This window comes from Corynebacterium sp. HMSC04H06, from assembly GCF_001815935.1.
Classification (GTDB): Bacteria; Actinomycetota; Actinomycetes; order Mycobacteriales; family Mycobacteriaceae; genus Corynebacterium.
In genome coordinates, this window is the sequence record NZ_KV823432.1 from 1 (window position 1) to 19933 (window position 19933).

Below are 19933 nucleotides of genomic sequence, written 5' to 3' on the forward strand. Positions count from 1 at the left end.
CCCTCTTGGTCCCCGACGCCGCCCGGGCGGTGGCGCCGCTGCAGCCGCGGCCGGCGGGCACGGACAGCGCCCTAGTCCACCAACTGGGCGGCCGGGACACCCTCTTCGCCGACCGGCCGGAGCTGGTGGAGGTCCCCGGCGGCGTGGCCGTGGATCCGTATGCCAAGGCCGCGGCGAAGGTGCAGTCCGGCGCGTTGCGCGTCGACGGCGCAGTTGTGGACTACCCGGCACCGCGCTGGGTGGCCGCCCAGCGCGCGTGGCAGGACCGCGACTTGCGGCGCTTGGAGAGCCTCGGCGTGGGCGCGGTCGTGGAGGGCGGCCAGATTGTCGCCGAGACCGATGCCGGCCCGCAGCCGCGGCCCTGGGGCCTGGTTGTGGCCTGGCTGTTAACCCCGCTAGCGGCCGGGCTTATCGTGCGCTGGTTGTACCGGTCACGCGCGCGAGCAAATCCATAAACCGGCGGCCGGTGGTCTCCCAGGAAAACTGGGCGGCGAATTCTTCCGCGCCGGCGCCGAGGCGCTCGCGCTCGGCCGGATCGGCGATAAGGCCCCGGGTGGCCTCGAGGAGCTGCGCCGGGGTGTCCACCAGCCGGCCGGTGACCTGGTCGCGGACGCTGTCGCGCAGGCCGAAGGAATATCCCACTGTGGGTACCCTATGTTGGGCCGCCTCCATAACGGCCAGCCCCCATCCTTCCTTGCGGGAGGGCATAAGGTGCAGGTCCGCCTGGGCCAGCAGGGCGTGCTTGTAGTCCTCGGTGACCTGGCCGCGGAAACGCACGCGCTCGCCCAGGCCGAGCTTTTCGGCGTACTCGCGCAGGCTGTGCTCCCACCAGCCGGAGCCGACGATGTCCAAGACCGCCTCCGGGATCTGCGCGACGGTGTCCATGGCGTGCTCGATCTGCTTGTGCGGCACCAGGCGCGACAGGGTCACCAGGTGGATAGCGGCCTCGCGCGCCAGGTGCGGCACGTGCGGCGGGATGGGGTCCACGCCGTTTTCGATGATTTCGGCCCCGTGCACGCCCAGGGTCTCCAAGTCCTGGCGGGAGGCCGGCGAGACGGTCACGTACGGCGCGCCGCGGTAGACCGCAGGCGCCACGCGAGACTCCAACCACCAGCCCAGGCGTGCCAACACCGGGCCGGCCACGGGCCACTGCTCCTTGTGGAGGTGGTGAGTCAAAAGGATCGTCGGCACCCCGGCGACGGGGCGGGCGAAAAACGGGATGCCGTTTTGGGTATCCACCACCACGTCGATTCCGCGCAGCGGGCCCAGCCCCACCCGGCCGGCCAGGATGGCGGCCAGGGCATAAGGGTAGACGCTGTATTTGCCGCCCACGCGCCAGTAGTTCACGCCGTCGCGCTTGTCGTGGCGCGCGCCGTTCATGTGCCGGGAGGTCCAGTAGATGACCTGGTGGCCGTGAGCGGGGAGGTGTTCGCCGACCCGCTCCAGGTAGCGTTCAGAGCCGCCGCCCTGAGGGTGGGTGGAATCGCGCCAACAGAGTAGAAGTATTTTCATGTCGAGCTACTAGCCTAGTGGCTATGCGCTACACCCGAGCCCTGGCCACGCTGAGCAGATCCTGGCAACTCCTGCGGGCCTTCCCGCAGGAGCAGACCAACCCCGCCGCCTTCTACGGTCCCCTGGCCGAGGACACTGCTGAGCTCATCGGGCGGCTGGCTCACGATGCCGGACTTGCCGTCCGCGGCTCCTGCGTCCTCGACGTCGGCGGCGGCCCGGGCTATTTCGCCGCCGCCTTCGACCGCCGCGGCGCCCGCTACATCGGGCTGGAGCCCGACAGCGGTGAGATGTCCGCGGCGGGACTGAAACTGGCCAACAGCGTCCGCGGCGACGGCACCCGGATGCCCTTTGCCGACGGCACCTTTGACGTGGTGTATTCCTCCAACGTGGCCGAGCACGTGCCGGACCCGGAAGCACTGGCCGAGGAGATGCTGCGCGTGACCCGCCCAGGCGGCCTGGTGGTGCTCAGCTACACCGTGTGGCTGGGCCCTTTCGGCGGACATGAGACCGGCCTGTGGCAGCACTACGTCGGCGGGGCGTTCGCTAGGGACTACTACACCCGCCGCCACGGCCACCCGCCGAAAAACGTCTTCGGCACCTCGCTCTTCGCGGTCAGCTGCGCGCGCGGGCTGCGGTGGGCCGAAAACGCGCAAAAGCGCGGGAACGCCCAACTGTTGTTGGCTTTCCCGCGCTATCACCCGCGGTGGGCGTGGTGGCTGACCCGCGTTCCCGGGGTGCGAGAATTTCTGGTCAGCAACCTGGTGCTGGTGCTGCGCGCCAGCACCTAGGCCCTTTAGGCGCTGTGGTGCTCCTCCACGCGCGACTTCAGGGCGTCGAACTGGTCCCAGACTTCCTGCGGGACGCGGGAGCCCAAGAAGTTCAGGTAGTCGGAGTTGTCCTGGATGTCGCCGGACCAGTCCTCGGCGTGGACGGCCAGGGCCTGCTTGACCTTGTCGATCTCCACGTCCAGGCCGTGCAGGTCCAGGTCCTCGGCGCGCGCGGTGGAGCCGATGACGGTCTCCTCGGCGCCGACGTTGCCCTCGATGCGGTCGATGATCCACTTGAGCACGCGGGAGTTCTCGCCGAAGCCCGGCCACAGCATCTTGCCGTCGTCGCCCTTGCGGAACCAGTTGACCAGGAAGATGGCCGGCATGCGGTCGCCGCCCTTTTCGCCCATGTTGACCCAGTGCTGCAGGTAGTCGCCGGCGTTGTAGCCGATAAACGGCAGCATGGCCATCGGGTCGTGGCGCAGGGCGCCGACCTTGCCCTCGGCCGCAGCGGTCTGGCCGGAGGCCAACAGGGAGCCGATCATCGTGCCGTGGTTCCAGTCGAAGGCCTGGGTGACCAGCGGGACGGTGTCGGCGCGGCGACCGCCGAAGAGGATGGCGTCGATCTTCACGCCCTGCCAGTCGTCGTACTCCGGCGCGGCGGTCGGGCACTGGGAGATCGGCACACAGTAGCGGGAGTTCGGGTGGGCAGCCTTGGTGGCCGAGTCCGGGGTCCAATCCTCGCCGGTCCAGTCGATGAGGTGAGCCGGGGCGTCGCCGTCCATGCCCTCCCACCAGACGTCACCGTCATCGGTGAGCGCGACGTTGGTGAACAGGGTGTTGCCCGGCTCCATGGTCTTCATGGCGATCGGGTTAGAGGCGTAGTTGGTGCCCGGGGCCACGCCGAAGAAGCCGTTCTCCGGGTTCACGGCGTACAGGCCGTCCTCGCGCAGGTGCAGCCAAGCAATGTCGTCGCCGACGACCTCGGCGCTCCAGCCCGGGATGGTGGGCGTGATCATCGCGAGGTTGGTCTTACCGCAGGCCGACGGGAAGGCGGCCGCGATGTGGTAGTTCTTGCCTTCCGGGTTGGTCAGCTTCAGGATGAGCATGTGCTCGGCCATCCAGCCCTCTTCGCGAGCCATGACGGAGGCGATACGCAGCGCGTAGCACTTCTTCGCCAGGATGGCGTTGCCGCCGTAGCCGGAGCCGTAGGACCAGATCTCCTTAGTCTCCGGGAAGTGGGTGATGTACTTGGTCTCGTTGCACGGCCAGGCGACGTCCTCCTCACCCTCGGCCAGCGGGGCGCCGACGGAGTGCAGGGCTTGCACGAAGGCACCATCGGTACCGATCTTCTCCAGCGCTTCCGTGCCCATGCGGGTCATGATGCGCATGGACAGGACCACGTAGGCCGAGTCGGTCAGCTGCACGCCCAGCTTCGGGTCCGGGTCGTTGATGGGGCCCATGCAGAAAGGCACGACGTACATCGTGCGGCCGCGCATGGCGCCGCGGAAGGCCTCGGTCATCTCTTCCTTCATCGCGGCCGGCGGGGCCCAGTTGTTGGTCGGGCCGGCGTCTTCCTCGTTCTCCGAGCAGATGAAGGTGCGGGACTCAACGCGGGCGACGTCCGAGGGGTTGGAGCGGGCCAGGTAGGAGTTCGGGCGCTTTTCCTCGTTCAGCTTGAGCAGGGTCCCCTTCTCCACCAGCTCGCCGGCGAGCCGGTCGGCTTCTTCCTGAGAGCCGTCCACAAAGACCACTTGGTCCGGCTGAAAGAGCTCTACGTTCTCATTGATCCACGCGATAAGCTCCGGGTTGTCAGTCGGAAGTTGTCCAACAAGGCCTTTAATTTCGGCGGTCATCTAAAGTCTCCTGGGTTTATTTCTTCACGTTGTCAGACTTAAGCCATGACTTATGTCTTAGAGAGCATTCCACCTCCAGCGTAACGCGCCAGCCGACGCAAGTACCGACAATTCGCCGGGCACTGGATATATCCACACTGTTTACCACAACTTAACCGAGGGTACGCCATACCGTCACCGGCAACCTCATAGTTTTTATACCCCCGTCCGGGGGATCGACTCGGCGGGCCGAGCCGCCACCCCACCCATGGCGCCACCCCCAAGCAGCCTGCCTTCGCCCGGCTGGTCATAACCGGCTCCACTCCGCGCGCGAATTCGGCAGCAGCTTGCGGCCTATTCCTTATTTTCTTTCCCCACTGCCGGCTCTGCGGGCGGCTTTGCCGCCGCCGGCGGCGCGGCAAATTGCCAACTGCGCTGGCTAAGTGAACAATAGACCACGATGGATAACTCTAGTAACACCCCTACCGCCGTGGGCGAAATGCCGCCGGGCCGCCCGCTGCAGACCGAGTTTAACGACGGGCTGGACTACCCGCGCCTGGGTAACGTGACCTTCCGTCGTGGCAGCCTGACCGACAACCAGCAGGCGCTTTTCGCCGAGCACTGGCCCCGCCTGGGCCGGGTGTTGGAAGACGAGCGGATCGATATAGAGGAATGGTTCGGGCGCAGCGGCGCCAAGACCGTGGTGGAGATCGGCTCGGGTACCGGCACCTCCACCGCGGCGATGGCCCCGCTGGAGCAGGACACCAACATCGTCGCCGTGGAGCTCTACAAGCCGGGCCTGGCCAAGTTGCTGGGCCAGGTGGTGCGCCAGGACATCGACAACATCCGCATGGTGCGCGGCGACGGCATCGAGGTGCTCGCCCGCATGTTCGCGCCGGAGTCCCTGGACGGCATCCGCGTCTTCTTCCCGGATCCGTGGCCGAAGGCCCGGCACCACAAACGCCGGATCATCCAGTCCGGGCCGCTGAACCTGTTCGCCTCCCGCCTCAAGCCGGGCGGGGTGCTGCACGTGGCCACCGACCACGCCGGCTACGCCGAGTGGATCGATGAGCTCGTCGAGGTCGAGCCCACCCTGCGCTACCGCGGCTGGCCGTGGCCCGACTGCCCGCAGCTGACCGACCGCCAGGTCATCACCAAGTTCGAGGGCAAGGGCCTAGACCAAGACCACGTTATTAAGGAATACCTCTGGGAAAAGAGGCCGCAGTAATGACTACCCGCAAGCTGCTGCTCGTCTGGGACGCGCCCAACATGGACATGGGGCTGGGCGCCATCCTGGGCGGGCGCCCGACCGCCGCCTTCCGCCCGCGCTTCGACGCCATCGGCCGCTGGACCGTGCGCGAGGCCTGGGACCTAGATGCCCAGCCGCACGCCGCGGTCTTTACCAACGTGACCCCGGACGGGGCGGACGTCATCCGCCCCTGGGTCGAGGCCATCCGCAACGTCGGTTTCGCCGTCTTCGCCAAACCCAAGGTCCACGACGACACGGACGTGGACCCGGACATGCTCGATTACATCGCGGAAAACCGCGACGAGCTCGCCGGGCTGGTGGTCGCCTCCGCCGACGGCCAGAATTTCCAGGAGACCCTGGAGGAGCTGGCCGACGAGGGCGTGCCAGTCACGGTGGTCGGCTTCCAGGAGCACGCCTCCTGGGCCGTGACCCACCCGGTCATCGACTTCGTGGACTTGGAGGACATCGACGGCGTCTTCCGCGAGCCGTTGCCCCGAGTCAACCTGGACAACCTGCCCGACGGCGGCGCCTGGTTGCAGCCTTTCCGCCCGCTTTCTGCCTTGCTCGACGAACGCTAGGAGCCGCATGTTTTATAGCTGGGGCCGATTTTCTTATGCCCACCGCAAGCTCATCCCCGTTATCCTGATCGCGCTGATCCTGGCTCTGTTCACTATCTTCGGCACCCGCCTGGAGGACCGCATGAGCCAGGAGGGCTGGGAGGATCCGGGCGCGGCCTCCACCGTGGCTGCCGAGCTCGAGCAAACCACCTTCGGGCGCGACAACAACGGCGACGTCATCGTCATGGTGGAAAACCCGGACGAGAACTTCGACGCTGCCCAGCAGTACTTCGCTGATCTCAAGGCGCAGCACCCGGATCAGATTTCCCACCTCAACGGCTACTTCGACAAAAAGAACCCGAATTTCATCAACGAGGACGGGACGTACGCCTTCACCGCCATCGGGCTCAAGGGCGACGCGGAGCAAACGCTCAAGGACTTCCGCGCCATCGAGCCGGCGCTGCACGAGACCGACCTGCCCGTGCAGGTCGCCGGCGCGACCGCGGTGGCCGACGCCCTAGACGACGGCATGTCCAACGACATCTCCCGCGCGGAGAAGGCCGCCCTGCCACTGGTCGGCCTGTTGCTGCTGGTGGTCTTCGGTTCCGTCGTGGCGGCGTTCATGCCGCTCATCGTAGGCGGCCTGTCGATCCTCGGCTCGCTGGGTATTCTGTCGGTCCTGGCCGGTTTCTTGCAGGTCAACGTCTTCGCCCAGGCTGTCGTCACGTTGCTGGGCCTGGGGCTGGCCATCGATTACGGCCTGTTTATGGTCTCCCGCTTCCGCGAGGAGCTTGACCGCGGCCGCAGCACCAAAGACGCCGTGGCGATTACCACCGCTACCGCCGGCCAGACGGTGGTTTTCTCCGCGGCCATGGTCGCTGTGGCCCTGTCCGGCCTCTTCATCTTCCCGCAGGCCTTCCTGAAGTCCGTGGCCTATGGCTCGATCTCCGCCGTGGGCCTGGCGGCGCTGCTGTCCGTGACCGTGCTGCCATCGCTGTTCGGCCTACTGGGCAAGAACATCGACAAGTGGTCGATCCGGCGCACCAAGCGCACCGCCCGCCGCCTGGAGGAGACCTGGTGGTACAAGCTGCCGGCGTGGGCCATGGGCCGGGCCAAACTGATGACCGTGGGCATTTGCGCCCTGCTCATCGCGCTGACCATCCCGCTTATCAACATCGCCTTCGGCGGCATCAACGAGACCTACCTGCCGCCCAGCCAGGACACCCGCGTTGCCCAGGACACCTTCAACGAGGAATTCCCCACCTTCCGCACCGAGCCAGTCAAGCTGGTGGTCGAGGGCGCCGATAACCAGCAGCTGGCCGACGTCTACCTCCAGGTGCGCGACATGGACGGCCTGACCGAGCCGATGAGCCCGTCCACGGCCACCAAGGACGGCATCACGGTACTCTCCGCCGGCATCCAGGACCGCAACGACTACGCGGACATCGTCCACCAGCTCGAGGCCGTCGACGCCCCGGAGGGAGTCAACCTCTACGTCGGCGGCACGCCCGCGATGGAGGTCGAATCCCTCGACGCCCTCTTCGACAAGCTGCCGTGGATGGCCATCTACATCGTCGTAGCCACCTTCATACTCATGGCCCTGGTCTTCGGCTCGGTGGTCCTGCCTGCCAAGGCCATCATCATGACGCTGCTGACCCTGGGCGCGACCCTGGGCATCCTGACCGCCATGTTCGTCAGCGGCGTCGGCGCGGACCTGCTCAACTTCACGCCGGGCCCACTGATGAGCCCGATCCTAGTGCTCATCATCGCCATCATTTACGGCCTGTCCACCGACTACGAGGTCTTCCTAGTCTCCCGCATGGTCGAGGCCCGCAAGAAGGGCGCGACTACGGACGAGGCCATCTCCTACGGCACCGCGCACACCGGTGGCATCATCACCGCCGCCGCGCTCATCATGATCGTGGTGGCCGGCGCGTTCGGTTTCTCCGACATCGTGATGATGAAGTACATCGCCTTCGGCATGATCTTCGCCCTGTTCATCGACGCGACCATCGTGCGCATGCTCCTGGTGCCGGCCGTCATGCACCTGCTGCGCGAGGACAACTGGTGGGCCCCGCAGTTCATCCACCGCGCCTACGAGAAGCTAGGCCACGGCAAGGAACCGGCCGCCGCCCAGCCGGCACCCGCGGCCGCGGCGACCGCGCCGCAGCGCACCACAAGGGAGGAAGGCCACTGGGAGGAGATGCCGGCCCAGTCCGGGGCCGTCCTGGCTACCGATGCCGACTACTCCACCGACTACGCAACCGACTACGAGCGAGAGTCCGCACCGCAAGAAGAACCCGCGGCCCAGCCGGCCGTGGAAGATGAGCGCGATTATCCGGCGCGAGGCAACCGCAACACGTCCACCGATGATTCCCTGGTACCGTTTAGCGAGCTAATGAAAAGACTAAACAACGACCAGGGAAGGAACTAGGCGTTGAAGAAATGGCTGCAGTGGGTCGCCGCGCTTGTGATTCTCGCGGTGCTCTTCTGGGTCTTTCGCGATGAGCTGGACTTCCTTCAGGACGGTTTCCGGCGGCTGCGCACCGCCGACTCCTTCGCCGTAGGTCTGGTGATCATCGCCTCCCTCGGCGCCATCGTCGCCATGGCGGAAGTCATGCGCGTGCTGATCCGGGCCGGCGGCGTGCCCGTCCCGCTGAAGGAGGCCATCGCCATCACGCTGGCCTCCAACGCCTGGTCCACTACCCTGCCGGCCGGGCCGGCGTTTTCCGCCATCCTCACCTTCCACGTCCAGCGCGGCTGGGGCGCATCCGTCGCCCTGGCCGGCTGGTTCTTCGTGCTCTCCTCGGCGGTATCCACCATGTGGCTGGTGCTCATCGGCCTAGGCGGGGTGGTCTTTCTCAACGCGCAGATGCAGGTGCTCTCCCTACTGCTGACCCTTTTGGCAGTCGTCGCTCTTTGTGGGCTGGTCTTCTGGATATCCAACCACCCGCGCACCATTGAGCGCTGGCTGTCCCGACAAAAATTCCTGCGCGGCGGCAAGCGCGACGCGCTCATCAAGCAGGTGCGCAACCTCTCCGAGGTCCACCTGAACCGCTGGCAGTTCGCACAGGTGGCCGGGTATTCCCTGGCCAATCGGCTGCTGGACATGGCCTCCCTGTGGGCGTGCGTGTGGGCTATCACCGGGGATATCCCGGCCCTGCACGCCGGGGAGGACCAGACCACCCTGGCCGGAGTCGCCCTGGCCTACCTGACCGCTAAGCTGGCCGGCTCCGCACAGGTCACCCCGGCCGGGCTCGGTACAGTCGAAGCCGCCATCATCGCCACGTTGGTGGCCACCGGCCTGACGGCTATCGATGCCACCGGCGCCGCCGTGATCTACCGCCTGATTTCTTTTGCCCTCATCACCGTCATCGGCTGGGTTGTCTACTTCTGGCACTACGCTCGGAATGGACTAACCTACGCCGCCCTCAACCGAAAGGAGCACGCCGATGCGTCCCGCACCGCTGCTTGATATCGTCGCCATCATGCTTTTCGCGCTCTTCGCGCGAATCGCCCACCCGCCTTTCACCTTCACCGGGCTGCTGGCCGCCTTCTGGCCCTGGGCCGTGGGCGCGCTGCTGGGCTGGGTGTTCATCACCAGCATCAAGGCCTCACCCGGCCGCTGGGTCGAAGGCGCCATCGTGTGGTGCTCCACCATCGTCGGCGGCATGATCTTGTGGTCCATCGTCAACAGCCAGCTGCCGCACTACAGCTTCCTACTGGTCGCCTCCATCATGTCCGCCCTGCTGATGTTCGGCTGGCGCGCCATCGCCGCCTTCCGCGCCCGCCGCGCCGAGGTCGCCGAAATCAACGCCCAGCGAGCACAGCGCGCCCGCACTCGGACCGGTACCCGCCCGCCGCGTCGCTAACCGAGCGTTAGTACAAAAAATAGGCCGGCGCTGCGAACCCTGGGAAGGGTGCAGCACCGGCCTTGGGCTTATTCGGCGGATAATTAGCCGAAGATGTGTACCAGCTGGTTGCCGATGGCGACGACCAGACCGACGATCTCGCTGACGATGTCCAAAGCGCTGCTCAGAAGCATTTTTCCTCCACTATTATTCGGCGAGCCGGCCACGGGTGCCGGGGATTACTTTAGACATATCGTTTCCGGCGCCCGGTTTCGTTACATCGGGGCGATGGTGTGCTTCTTCGGCAGATCCCGCACGTCCTTGGTGGCCAGCTGACGCAGGGCCTGGCGCAGGGCCAGCCGCGACTGGTTCGGCTGAATCATCGCGTCCAGGTAACCGCGCTCAGCAGCCACGTATGGCGCCGTCATGGTCTCGTCGTAGAAGTCCATGAACATCTTCTTGGTCATTGCGCGCTGCTCCGGGGTCTCGGCGGCCTCCAGCTGCTTGCCGGCGATCATCACCACGGCCGCGGCAGCGCCCATCACGGCGATCTGCGCGGTCGGCCACGCCAGGTTGATGTCGCCGGTCAAGTTCTTCGAACCCATGACGGCATAGGCGCCACCGTAGGCTTTGCGGACGATGAGCGAGACCTTCGGGACGGTTGCCTCCACCACAGCGAAGGCGAACTTCGCGCCGCGGTGAATCAGGCCGGCCTTTTCCTGGTCCACGCCCGGCAGGTAACCGGGTGTGTCGACCACGAAGACCAACGGGATGTTGTAGGCGTCGCAAATGCGGATGAAACGCGCGCCCTTGTCCGCGGCGTCGGCGTCAATACAGCCGGCCAGGTGCATGGGGTTGTTCGCCACGAACCCGACGGCCTGGCCGTCGATCCGCCCGAAGGCGGTGATCATGTTCGGGGCGAAGTTTTCTTGTAGCTCGATGAGCTCGTCATCGTCGCCCAGCTGGCGCAGGAGCTCCTCCATGTCGTAGCCGGCGTTGGTGTCGTCGGGCATAAACGCGTTGAGCTCGTCGTCCTCGGCGACCTCCTCGTCGCTGGGGGCGGCGAAGACGGGCGCCGGGTCGTAGCAGGTCAGCGGCAGGTGGTCCAGCAGGTCGCGGACTAGGTCGAAGGCTTCGTCCTCCGACTCGACCACGGCGGAGACGTTGCCGTTTTGCTCCTGTTGGCGGGCGCTGCCCAGCTCTGCGGAGGTCACGTCCTCGCCGGTGACCTCGCGGATGACGTTCGGGCCGGTGACATACATTTCCGCCTCGCCGTCGACGGCAATGACGAAGTCGGTGGTCACCGGAGCGTAGACCGCGCCGCCGGCGGACTTGCCCAGCATGATGGAGATCTGCGGGCTGCGGCCGGACAGCGGCAGCTGGCGGCGGGCGATCTCCGAGTACATGGCCAGGGAGGTCACCGCGTCCTGGATGCGGGCGCCACCTGAGTCCTGGATGCCGATGACCGGGCAGCCGATCTTGATGGCCATGTCCATGACCTCGGTGACCTTCTTACCGAAGGTAACGCCCACCGAGCCGCCATAGACGGTCTTGTCGTGCGCGTAGATGCATACCTGCCGGCCATTAATGCGGCCGTAGCCGGTGACTACGCCGTCGGAGTAGATGGCCTCCGGGTCCCCCGGGGTTTTACCCAGGGCGCCGGTCTCCACGAAGGAGCCGTCGTCGAGCAGTTCCTCGATGCGCTGGCGCGGGGTGGTGCGGCCAGCCTCATCGCGGCGAGCGCGCGAGCGCTCGCTGCCCGGGTCTTGGGCCTTGTCCAGCCGGGCGCGCAGATCCGCGAGTTTCTCAGCGGTGGTTGCCACGAATCTTTACCTCGATCCAATCCTCGATGTGCTTGCCCACAATGCCGATTGCGGGCTCGTCCGGCACGGCCAGGTGGTCGCCGGGCAGCTGGACGATCTCTAGATCCTCCACGATAGCGCCCCAACCGCCGTCCGGGTCAATCTCGGCGTAGCGCGGTTCGAGCTCGATCGCTCCGTCGTGCATGCGCTCCGAGCGGAACAGCAGCACCGGCACGTCCACATCCGCCCAGCGGCGCATGTCCAGCTTGCCCAGGATCTGGTTGTCCACGAAGGAGGCGCGCTGGTGCTCCAGCACGCCGGCCGCCAGGCCGTGCTCCGAGGCGTCCGTGGTGGCCAAGAACTGCGCGAGCATATCCATCACGGCGTCCTCGCCAGCGGTCTCCAGCAGCTCGTAAGGCACCGGGAACTCCAGCCCGTAGGTCTTTTCCGCGAACGCAGCGTAGCGCTCCCAGCGGGCCTTGGTCTCTTCCAAGGTGTCCGGCGCCGGATCGGAGGGCTGGGTAGTATCCAGCAGCGCGATAAACGCAACGTCGAGATCCTTGTTACGCAGCTGGTGCGCGACCTCGTAGGCCAGCGCGCCACCAAAGGACCAGCCGCCGAGGACGACCTTGCGGCCGCGGGCGTACTTCTCGATGTCGGCGATGTAGGCCTGCGCGCGGTCTTCCAGGCTGCCCTCGAGGCGCTCGACGCCGTAGACGGCCACGTCCGCGGCCAGGCGGCGCACCAGCGGCTGGTAGACCACGGTGGTCCCGCCGGCCGGGTGGAACATGAACACGGCTGGGCCGTCGGCCTCCCGCAGCACGCGGATGTTGCCCTCGACCTCGGTCTCCAAGCCCTCGCGGACCAGGTCCGCCAGCGGCTCCAGCGTTTCCGCCTCGCGCACGGCCGCGGTGGTGACCTCGACGCCGGCGCGCTCGGAAAGCCGCTCGGCGATCCGGGTGGCCTGCTCCTCGGTCAGCTCCGGCAGCGGGCTGGTCACACCGGCCGCCGCCTTCCCGGTAATCGAAGCCCAGGTGCCGAAGACCATGCGCTCGGAGGCGTCGCGCGGGGCCACGCCCACGCCGGCGCCGGCGCTCTTCTCGGTTTCCGCGGGGGCCTCGGCGGTTTCGGTTGGCTTGGCGTCATCGGTCGCAGCTGCGGCGGTCTCAACGCCGTCGGTCTCGCGGCCTTCTACAGCGGCGGTAACCATGTCGATGACGTCGGCCAGGGAGGCGTCGCGCAGCGCCTGGACCTGCAGCGGCGGGATCTGGAAGTCGTTTTCCACGCGGTTTTTGATGCGCATGCCCATCAGGGAATCCAGACCGAGATCGATAAGCGGCAGCTCGCGCGGCAAATCGGTCACGTCGTAGCCCATGGACTCCGAGACGATCGCCGCCAGGCGATCCTCCACGGACTCCGTGGCCGGGTCCCAGCGAACGGCCTCGATGTCGGCGTCGCCAGTCTGGTCAGCGGCGTCCGCCAGCGGGGCGTAATCCGGCAGGTCGGCCACGCCGGGCACGGACTTGGCCCCCAGGTCCAGGGAGGTGGCGAAACCTTCCGCGACCAGGGTTGTGGCGCCGTCGGCCACGGCATAGGCCGCGACGGCCACGCCGCCGAGCGACTTGGTCACCACGGTGGTGGCCTCGCCCTGGGCGGGCAGCGTGCCGGGTTCTTCCACGGCGATAAGGTGGGCGCCCGGGGACACGGCATCGATAGCCGCCTCCAGCAGCGCCAGGGCGCTCGGGGCCTGATCGGCGTTAGTGGAAAAGGCGGTCTTGCCCTCCGGCAGGTTCACGCGCGTGCCCGGCAGGCCGGTGACCCCGGTGGACGGGCGGGCGTGGGTCCAGTAGCGCTGGCGCTTGAAGTGGGTGTGCGGCGCGTCGAGCACGGGTCCGTCGCCGAAGACAGCGCGGTAGTCCACCGGCGCGCCGGCGACGTAGAGCTTGGCCAACAGGTCCAACAGGGACACGCTCGGATCGACCTTGCGCTTGAGCGCGTAGAGCAGCTGCGCGTCCGCCTTGCCAACGGCGAAGGCGGTAGACATCATGCCCATCAGCGCCACCGGGTTCGGGGCGATCTCCACCAGCTGGGTGTGGCCAGCAGCAAAGGCCGCGCGGGTGGCGTCTTCCAGGAAGACCGGCTGGCGGGTCATGCGCAGCCAGTAGTCCTCGTCGTGGACGGTGGAACCCGGGCGGTAGACCTCGCCGCGGTCGACGGAGCTAAACAGCGTGGTGTGCAGCGGGCGGGCGGTAATGCCCGCTATGTCGCCGGCGAGCTCGCCAAGGATCGGGTCCACGGCCGAGGTGTGCCCGGCGCCCTTGACGTTGAGCGCGCGGGCGAACTTGCCCTCGCCCTCGAGCTTCTCCACCAGGTTCAGGACCTCCTGGCGCGGCCCACCCACGGTGGTCATGCCCGGGCCGGTGTAGACGGCCGGCTCGATGTTGCCGTCCAGGGCCGCGATGTCCTCCGCGGTCAGCTCGACGACGGCCATCGCCCCCTGGGTTTCCTCGGTCAGCTGGGCCTCGCCCTCGCCCATGAGGCGGGCGCGGTGGCAGGCGATCAGCATGGCATCGTCAGCGCTGATGCCACCCGCGGCGTAAGCCGCGGCGATTTCGCCCATCGACATGCCGATAACGCCGGCCGGGCGGGCGCCGAAGCTGGCCAACAGATCCGTCAGCGCGATCTGGATCGCGGTGATGGCTACCTGGGCGGTCTCAGTGTTGTAGGTCTGTTCGTCGTCGCGGACGATGTCCAGGATGGACCAGCCGGACTCGAAGTCCACGATCTGATCCAGCTCCTCTAGGCGGGCCAAGAAGTCCGGGGACAAGGCGATGAGGTCCTTGACCATCTTGCGGTGCTGGGAGCCGAAGCCGGAGTAGACGAAGACCGGGCCCGGCACCGACGGGGAATCCGCGGCGGTGACCCCCACCGAGATCTTGCCCGCGGCGACCTGCCGCAGGCGGGAAATGGCCTCCTCCGGGTTGGTGGCGTTGACCACCGCGCGGGAGCGGGCGTGGTTGCGCCCGGCCAGGGAGCGGGCCAGCGCGAAGAGATCCGCAGTGCCCAGCTGCTGGTCCTCGATGAAATCCGCCAGCGTGTCCGCCGCCTGGGCCCGGCGCGACGGCAGCAGGCCGGAGACCGGCAGGCTGACGGTGGCAGCGGCGGCATCGTCGGCGGTGTCGGTAGTGGTGTCGGCGGCGGAGGCGGTGGCGACCTGGGCGGCGCGCTGGTGCGGAGTTCCTTGGTAGTCGCTGAGCACGACGTGGGCGTTGGTGCCGCCGAAGCCGAAGCCGGACACGCCGGCCAGCTTGTGGCCGGAGTACTCGGGCCACTCGCGCGGATCCTCGACGACCTCGAGCTTTTCCGAGTCGAAATCGATGTAGCGGTTCGGCGCGGAGAAGTTGATGCTCGGCGGCAGGGTGTCGTGTCGCATGGCCTGGATGACCTTGATGAGGCCCACCACGCCGGCGGCAGACTCGGAGTGGCCGATATTGGACTTGGCCGAGCCTAGCAGCGTGGGGTTCTCCGCGCCGCGGTGGGCGCCCAGCACCTCGCCCAGGGCGGTGGCCTCGATTGGGTCGCCCAGGATGGTGCCCGTGCCGTGGGCCTCGACATAGTCGACCGTGGCCGGATCGACCTCGGCGTCGGCGTAGGCGCGTTGCAGCACGTCGACCTGCGCCTCCGGGTTCGGGGCGGTCAGGCCGTTGGAGTGGCCGTCGGAGTTGATGGCCGAGCCCTTGATGACGGCGAGGATGTTATCGCCGGCAGCCTCGGCGTCGCTGAGCCGCTTGAGCACCAGCACGCCGCCGGCGTCCGCGCGCACGAAGCCGTCCGCGTCGTCGGAGAAGGCGTGAATACAGCCCGTGGGCGAGATGACGCCGAGCTCGCCGAAGGCGGTAGACACAAACGGGGAGGCCATGATGTTGATACCGCCGGCCACGGCGACGTCGGCGTCGCCCTCGCGCAGACCGCGCACGGCCTGATGGACGGAGACCAGCGAGGACGAGCAGGCGGTGTCCACGTTGACCGAAGGCCCGCGCAGATCGAGGGCGTAGGAGATTCGATTGGAGATGATCGCCGAGGAGGTGCCGGTCAGCGCGTACGGGTGCGCCTCCGCCGGGTCGGCGGTGATCAGCATCCCGTAATCATTGTTCGACGAGCCCATGTAGACGCCGGTGGCGGTCCCGCGCAGCTCGTTGGCCGGCAGGTGCGCGTCCTCGAGCGCCTCCCAGACCAACTCCAGCAGGATGCGCTGCTGCGGGTCCATGTTGGTGGCCTCCACCGGGGACAGGCCGAAGAATTCCGCGTCGAAGCCGGCGATGTCGTCAATGTAGCCGCCGGCGAGGTTCTGCTCGGCCATCTTCTGGGTCATCACCGGATCCGCGGCGTAGTCGGACCAGCGGCCGATGGGCAGCGGCCCCGTCGCGCCGCGGCCTTCGACCAGCATGTCCCAGAACTCGTCCGCGTTGTTGGCACCCGGGAAGCGGCCGGCCAGGCCGATGACGGCGATGTCCTCGTGGCCGCCGGCCGGTTTAATCCGGCGCGGGGCAGACGACGGCGCCGTCTGCTGGGCCGGGCCGTTAATCAGGTGGTCGGCCAGCTGGGCGATGGTCGGGTATTCGTAGGCGACCGTGGGGTCGAGATCCACGCCCACCAGGTTTTCCAGCTCGCCTGACAGCACCACGGCGTCGCGGGAGGACAGGCCGAAGTTTTCCAACGGCTTAGAGTCGGTAATTTCCTCCGCGGGAACGCCCGCGGTCTGGGCTACCCAATTACGGATCCAATCACGCAACTGCTCTACGGTCATACGCCATGCTTTCTTTCGCTTACGTTCATTAAGGGGATCACAAAGAATAATCGTCTTTGGTGAAAATGCTCCACCTAAGGCTATCGAACTCGGGCCCCAAAACGTTAGTGGCAAGCGCCTGCCAGGCGGATGTGCAGGGCTTTGTTAAAGCCCCGCCGGGATTTAGCCGCGCTGGGCCAGGTAGTGCTTCTTGGCCACGCGGCGGGCGATCTTGCCCGAGGAGGTCCGGTTGATCTCGTGGGCCTGTTTGAAGACGATGTCGTCCGGGGTCAGGCCGTGGTGGGCGGAGACCGCCGAGCGGATGGCTTCGGCCGCTGCGGCGTCGCCGGAAGGCTCGGCCGTATCCGCGCGCTCGACCAGCAGGACCAGCTGCTCGGTGTCCGCGCCCTCGACGGAGAACGCCGCCACGGAGTCCGGGCGCACGTGCTGGCTTGCCTCCTGGACGGTGGACTCGATGTCCTGCGGGTAGTGGTTGCGTCCGGCCACGACGATGAGGTCCTTCAGGCGGCCGGTGATGTAGAGGTGGCCGTCCAGGATGGTGCCCAGGTCGCCGGAGGCCATCCAGTGGTCGTCCTCCGGGGCGCCGGCCACGCGGGTGTCTTCCAGGCGCTCGCCCAGGGTGTTGCGGAAGGTCGAGGCGGTGTCCTCGTCGCGCTCCAGGTAGCCGGCGGCCATGTTCTCGCCGTGGGCCCACAGCTCGCCGATGACGCCGTCGGCGACCTCGGCCCGGGTCTCCGGGTCGACGATGGTCAGGTACTGCGGCTGCACCACCTGGCCGACGGAGGCGAAGGCCACGGTGTTCTCGGAGGCCTCGGCCACCTCGGCGCGGCCCTCGGCCAGGGCGGCGCGGTCGAAGTGGGTAATCAGCGGGCGCTCGTCGGTCTGCGGGGTGCTCACCAGGAGGGAGGCCTCCGCTAGGCCGTAGGACGGGCGCAGCGAGGTGCGCTTAAAGCCGTAGGGCTCGAAGGTGTTGAGGAAGCTGTCCACGGCGGACTCGGTGACCGGCTCGGAGCCGACGATGAGGCCGTCGATGTGGGACAGGTCCAGCTCCTCGCCGTCGGCCGGGGCGCCGTAGCGGGCGGCCAGCTCGAGCGCGAAGTTCGGGACCACGCCGTAGGTGGCCTGCAGCTTGTCATCGGTCGGCTTGCGGTTGAGCTGGCCCACCCAGCGCTTCGGCTGCTGGATGAAATCGCGCGGGGACATCAGCTCGAAAGGCAGGCCCAGGATGGTCACGAACACCGTGAGGATAATGCCCATATCGTGATGCAGCGGCAACCAGGTGACCAGGCGCAGCGGCATCTTCAGCTGCGCGGCCCGGAAGATCTGCAAAACGTTGGTCAGAATGGAGCGGTTGGTCAGGATCACGCCAGCCGGGGTGCGGGTGGAGCCGGAGGTGTACTGCAGGAAGGCGGGCTGGTCCAGGGGCATGACCGTGGACATCGCCAGCTGCTGCTGCCCCTCCAGGGTGGCCGCCGGGTTCTGGTAGGACGCCGCCAGGCTGTCCGGCAGGGAGTCGACGGAGAGCACGCGCGGGCGCTCCCGGGAGGGCAGGTCGGCAAAGTGCTTGCGCACCGCGGCTGCCGATACCCGGTTGGTCAGCACCAGTTTCGGCTGGGCGTCGGCGAAGACCGCCTTCAGGTGGTCGGCATGGCCCGGCTCGTTCGGATCGTAGAGCGGGATGGGCGTCATGCCGGCGTACAGGCCGCCCAGGAAGCCAAAGAGGTACTCCGGGGAGTTGCCGGCCAGGATGGCCACCCGGTCACCCAGCTTGCCGACCTGCTGCAGGCGGGCCGCCACAGACTTGATGCGGGTGTTAACCTCCTGGCGCGAGTAGGTCACCAGCTGACCCTCCCGGCTTTCGGAGTAATCCCAGAAGCGCAGGACCTTCCGGTCACCGCCGCCGGTCTGCAGATCGCCCTGGTAGAGCAATTCCGCGAGCCCGGCGAGGGTCAGCTGCGGCGCGAGGGTAATCTCCCCCTGGTCGTTGAAGAACTGGCCCATGGCGGCGTGCAAATCCATGTCAGTAACGCTCCTTGAAATCCGATTCGGTTTATTTTGCTACTAAAATTATCAGACGAGGCGGCCGCCGTGTTACACCGCGGGCGGCCGGTTCTAGATGCCGTCGATGATTCCGCGGGCCCAGCCGACCACCCAGTCGTTGGCGGTGGTTCCCTCCACCACGTGCGGGTTGGAGGCGTACTGGGCGTGCACGCCGTTGGCGGCGATGAGATCGCGGGCGCGGTCCAGGCCGTTGGCGGCATCGCGCGGGGCGTCGCAGATGGAGTCGTCCGGCGCGCAGATCTGGAAGGTGCGGTCGGCCAGCTCGCCGAAGCCGTTGGGGCGCGCGCCGCGCATGGTCGCGCCCGGCACGATGGGCTGGACCAGCTTGCTGATCGGCTCCAGGGCGATCTCCGCGCCGATGCCGCCAACCTCGACGCCCGGGTTGATGCCCACACCGGGCTCGCGGCGGCCGTCGGCGATAAGGGCCACGCCGGCCACCGACTCGGCCGGGACCGCGCCCGTGCCCGCGCCGATCTGGTCGGCGACGTCGCCCAAGATGACCGCGCCCTGGGAGAAACCGGCCATGACGAACTTCGTCGCCGGGCAGGTCTCGTGCATGGTGCGCAGCTCGCCCTCCAGGGTGGAAGTACCTTCCTGGCGGGAGTCGTCGTAGGACATCTCCTCTTGGGAGTTGATGTTCTTAAACTGCGCGGTGTACGGCAGGGTCCACACCTTCACGTCCTGCGGGGCGTAGGCCTGCTGCAGCGGCTGGGAAATCGACAGCATGAAAGAGCGCGGGTTGGCGGTCGGGTTGATGGGATCGTCGTCCGCCTTGGATTCCCAAGTGCCGGGGGCGGAGATGACCTCGACCCGCGGGCACCAGTCCGGCTGCTCCGGGGCGGCCGGCTCATCCTCGCCGGGCTGCGTAGCCGGCGGCCCCGACAGGCTGCTTGAGGAGGTGCTGTTGAAATAGTGCACCGCGGAGGCGCCCAGAATCACCAGCAGGATCACTACTGCTACCGCAGTAAGGGTCTTTTTCATGTGTTGTGCCTGTCTCGTCTAGCAGTAGGCGGAGCGCGCTTCGTCGGCCAGGAACCGGGTCAGCTCTTCGTAGTCCAGGTCCGTGCGGCCCTGCTCGATGAGCTGGCCGGAAATCGCGTTCAGCGTAATGGGCTCTTCCTCCACGCAGACCCGCTGCGCGGCGGAGACCAGCTGCGCTTCCACGCCAGCCGTGTCGATGTCGCGCTCGCCCGCCGCGCCGAGGAAGTCGGCATCGCCCGCAGACGAGTCTTCCTCTGGAGAGGGGATTTCGGAGATCTCTTCAGCCCCGCGGTCCTCCGGGGCGCGGTCGCCGGCCGGGGCGGAAGCCGTGGTGCTGCTTTCGGCCGACTCCGACTCGGAGGCGGATGCCGACTCGGACTCCGAGCCGCGCTCCAGCGGCGCCACCGAGGTCGGGGCCTCGGCCTCGTTATCGTTGTCGACGGTGGCGGAACCGCAGGCCGCCAGGCCCAACGATGCCGCCGCGGCCAGACCCGCAATCAATTTTCGCATG

The 19933-nt window shown here is 67.3% G+C and carries 13 protein-coding genes and 1 pseudogene; 7 read left to right on the plus strand and 7 right to left on the minus strand.

Going from position 1 to position 19933, the window contains the following annotated elements; genetic code table 11:
• A pseudogene (locus HMPREF3067_RS11360) lies at positions 1 to 455 on the plus strand (hypothetical protein); the annotation flags it as partial.
• On the opposite strand, the gene HMPREF3067_RS06655 reads toward HMPREF3067_RS11360, so the two are convergent.
• A complete protein-coding gene (locus tag HMPREF3067_RS06655; protein WP_070768946.1) occupies positions 409 to 1512 on the minus strand; it encodes a glycosyltransferase family 4 protein in 1104 nt (367 codons plus the stop codon). The pseudogene HMPREF3067_RS11360 and the gene HMPREF3067_RS06655 sit on opposite strands and share 47 nt — an antisense overlap.
• A 23-nt stretch (positions 1513 to 1535) precedes the next feature.
• Between HMPREF3067_RS06655 and HMPREF3067_RS06660 the strand changes: the two genes are divergently transcribed.
• Complete coding sequence (locus HMPREF3067_RS06660) at positions 1536 to 2300, plus strand: class I SAM-dependent methyltransferase (protein ID WP_070768947.1); 765 nt, start codon at positions 1536 to 1538, stop codon at positions 2298 to 2300.
• Positions 2301 to 2305: 5 nt separating this feature from the next.
• Here HMPREF3067_RS06660 and HMPREF3067_RS06665 read toward each other — a convergent pair whose 3' ends face one another.
• Complete coding sequence (locus tag HMPREF3067_RS06665) at positions 2306 to 4135, minus strand: phosphoenolpyruvate carboxykinase (GTP) (protein WP_070768948.1); 1830 nt, start codon at positions 4133 to 4135, stop codon at positions 2306 to 2308.
• Positions 4136 to 4574: 439 nt separating this feature from the next.
• Here HMPREF3067_RS06665 and trmB point away from each other — a divergent pair, with 439 nt between their 5' ends.
• From trmB to HMPREF3067_RS06690, 5 genes are read left to right on the plus strand one after another with little or no spacing between them, the layout of a single operon-like run.
• Complete coding sequence (trmB, locus tag HMPREF3067_RS06670; RefSeq protein ID WP_070768949.1) at positions 4575 to 5342, plus strand: tRNA (guanosine(46)-N7)-methyltransferase TrmB; 768 nt, start codon at positions 4575 to 4577, stop codon at positions 5340 to 5342.
• A complete protein-coding gene (locus tag HMPREF3067_RS06675; RefSeq protein ID WP_070768950.1) occupies positions 5342 to 5941 on the plus strand; it encodes an NYN domain-containing protein in 600 nt (199 codons plus the stop codon). The genes trmB and HMPREF3067_RS06675 overlap by 1 nt, the downstream gene beginning before the upstream one ends.
• 7 nt (positions 5942 to 5948) lie before the next feature.
• Positions 5949 to 8354 carry an MMPL family transporter gene (locus HMPREF3067_RS06680; protein ID WP_070768951.1) on the plus strand — a complete coding sequence of 802 codons (2406 nt, stop codon included), beginning with the start codon at positions 5949 to 5951 and terminating at the stop codon, positions 8352 to 8354.
• Between the two features lie 3 nt (positions 8355 to 8357).
• Complete coding sequence (locus HMPREF3067_RS06685) at positions 8358 to 9395, plus strand: lysylphosphatidylglycerol synthase transmembrane domain-containing protein (RefSeq protein ID WP_070768952.1); 1038 nt, start codon at positions 8358 to 8360, stop codon at positions 9393 to 9395.
• Positions 9373 to 9792, plus strand: a complete 420-nt coding sequence (locus HMPREF3067_RS06690) for a DUF3054 domain-containing protein (RefSeq protein ID WP_070768953.1) — start codon at positions 9373 to 9375, stop codon at positions 9790 to 9792. The genes HMPREF3067_RS06685 and HMPREF3067_RS06690 overlap by 23 nt, the downstream gene beginning before the upstream one ends.
• A gap of 254 nt (positions 9793 to 10046) precedes the next feature.
• On the opposite strand, the gene HMPREF3067_RS06695 is transcribed toward HMPREF3067_RS06690, so the two are convergent.
• From HMPREF3067_RS06695 to HMPREF3067_RS06715, 5 genes are all read right to left on the minus strand, one after another.
• A complete protein-coding gene (locus HMPREF3067_RS06695) occupies positions 10047 to 11594 on the minus strand; it encodes an acyl-CoA carboxylase subunit beta (RefSeq protein WP_070768954.1) in 1548 nt (515 codons plus the stop codon).
• The gene (gene pks13 / locus HMPREF3067_RS06700; protein ID WP_070768955.1) at positions 11578 to 16380 is read right to left on the minus strand and encodes a polyketide synthase Pks13; all 4803 of its coding nucleotides are present in this window, start codon (positions 16378 to 16380) and stop codon (positions 11578 to 11580) included. The genes HMPREF3067_RS06695 and pks13 overlap by 17 nt, the downstream gene beginning before the upstream one ends.
• Positions 16381 to 16542: 162 nt before the next feature.
• On the minus strand, positions 16543 to 18399 hold the full coding sequence (locus tag HMPREF3067_RS06705; RefSeq protein ID WP_070768956.1) for a FadD32-like long-chain-fatty-acid--AMP ligase: 1857 nt from the start codon (positions 18397 to 18399) through the stop codon (positions 16543 to 16545).
• A 93-nt stretch (positions 18400 to 18492) separates the two neighbouring features.
• Positions 18493 to 19422: a cutinase family protein gene (locus HMPREF3067_RS06710; protein ID WP_070768957.1), complete on the minus strand. Its 930-nt coding sequence runs from the start codon at positions 19420 to 19422 to the stop codon at positions 18493 to 18495.
• An 18-nt stretch (positions 19423 to 19440) separates the two neighbouring features.
• Positions 19441 to 19932 (minus strand): hypothetical protein, encoded by a 492-nt coding sequence (locus tag HMPREF3067_RS06715; protein ID WP_070768958.1) that lies wholly within the window; start codon positions 19930 to 19932, stop codon positions 19441 to 19443.
• Position 19933 lies beyond the last annotated feature (1 nt).